The 1,491-nt window shown below is 68.1% G+C and carries 3 protein-coding genes; all 3 read left to right on the forward strand.

What is annotated here, in order from left to right; all coding sequences use genetic code 11:
• On the forward strand, window positions 1–613 hold a 613-nt coding region (locus I53_RS27370), incomplete at its 5' end, for a UdgX family uracil-DNA binding protein (protein WP_043356923.1).
• 60 nt (window positions 614–673) lie between these two features.
• Window positions 674–970, forward strand: a complete 297-nt coding sequence (locus I53_RS27375; protein ID WP_043356924.1) for a nucleotidyltransferase family protein — start codon at window positions 674–676, stop codon at window positions 968–970.
• Window positions 951–1,310: a DUF86 domain-containing protein gene (locus tag I53_RS27380; RefSeq protein WP_043356926.1), complete on the forward strand. Its 360-nt coding sequence runs from the start codon at window positions 951–953 to the stop codon at window positions 1,308–1,310. Before I53_RS27375 ends, I53_RS27380 begins: the two co-directional genes overlap by 20 nt.
• Window positions 1,311–1,491 lie beyond the last annotated feature (181 nt).

Below are 1,491 nucleotides of genomic sequence, written 5' to 3' on the forward strand. Positions count from 1 at the left end.
CATGGCCGACCAGGACCCGAAGACCCTGGAGGAGCTGAACGCGATCATCCGACGGACCGAGCCGCTGGTCGCGGGCGCCACCCAGGCCGTGCTCGGCGAGGGGCCCGTGGGCGCAACGATCGCCTTCGTGGGCGAGCAGCCCGGCGATCAGGAGGATCGGCAGGGCCGACCCTTCGTCGGACCGGCGGGGCAACTGCTCTCCCGCGCCATGGCGGAGGCCGGGATCGACCGTGGGGCGAGCTACCTCACGAATGCGGTCAAGCACTTCAAGTTCGAGGAACGCGGTAAGCGCCGCATCCACCAGAAGCCGACGGCGGGCGAGGTCAGCCATTACCGCTGGTGGCTGGACCGGGAATTGGACTTCGTGGCTCCGAAGCTCGTGGTCGCCCTCGGCGCGACCGCGGTGCTGGCGCTGACCGGCAAGGCCGTCCCGATCACCCGGGCGCGGGGCCCGTTCCGGTTCGACCGGTTCGACAACCGCTTCCAGGGCTTCATCACGGTCCACCCCTCCTACCTGCTGCGCCTGCCCGACGAGGCGAAGGAAGAGGCCTACGCGGCGTTCGTGGACGACCTGCGCCGGGTGGAGGCTCTGGGGCAAGAGCTCGCGGCCTGATCCTCCAACCCCGCGGTTCTGCTATGCTGATGGCCGCCGATTCCCTCCGATCCCGCCGCCATGGACAAGCAGCTCGCCCTCGACATCCTCCGCACGAACGAAGCGGAACTGCGCCGCCGCGGGGTGCTGCATGCGGCGCTGTTCGGTTCGGTCGCCCGTGGGGACGCCGGGGACGATAGCGACCTCGACGTGCTGATCGACATCGATGCGCCCGTCGTCGGCGGTCTCTTCGGCTATGTCGGGTTGTGCCATTTCATCGATGATCTGTTTCCGATCCGGGTCGACGTGGCGGACCGGGCGGCCCTCAAGGATCGGGTCCGAAAGCACGCAGAGCGCGATGCCGTTTTCGCTTTCTGAGCGCGAGCGGACCGCCTGCGCCGACATCATCGCCAACGCCGAGCGTGCCGCTCGCTTTGTGGCGGGGTTCACGCTCGAGACTTTCGGGGCGGACGAGCGCACGCACTTCGCAGTCATGCGTTGCCTGGAGATCGTCTCGGAGGCGAGCCGCCGATTGAGCGCCGAGACGAAGGACCGGTATGCGGACGTGCCGTGGCGACAGATCGCGGATGCGGGCAACGTCTATCGCCACAGCTATCACCGGGTGACGCTGGACATCGTCTGGCTCACCGTCCACCACGAGTTGCCCGTTCTCGTCGCGGCCCGCCGCGCCGAACTCGCCCGCGCGCCCGATTCCTGATCGCCCCGAGCCGCCTGAGCCCATGACCGACGCGAAGCCCGAAATTAAGTCCGTGGGCCCCGGCGATCAGGTGATCCTGGTCGACGGCTCGTCGTTCATCTTCCGGGCCTATTTCCAGTCGATCAATCAGGACCAGAAGTACAATTCGCGCCCCTCCGACGGGCTGCCCACCGGCGCCGTG

Origin of the sequence: Methylobacterium sp. B1, from assembly GCF_000333255.1 — a bacterium.
GTDB lineage: Bacteria > Pseudomonadota > Alphaproteobacteria > Rhizobiales > Beijerinckiaceae > Methylobacterium > Methylobacterium fujisawaense.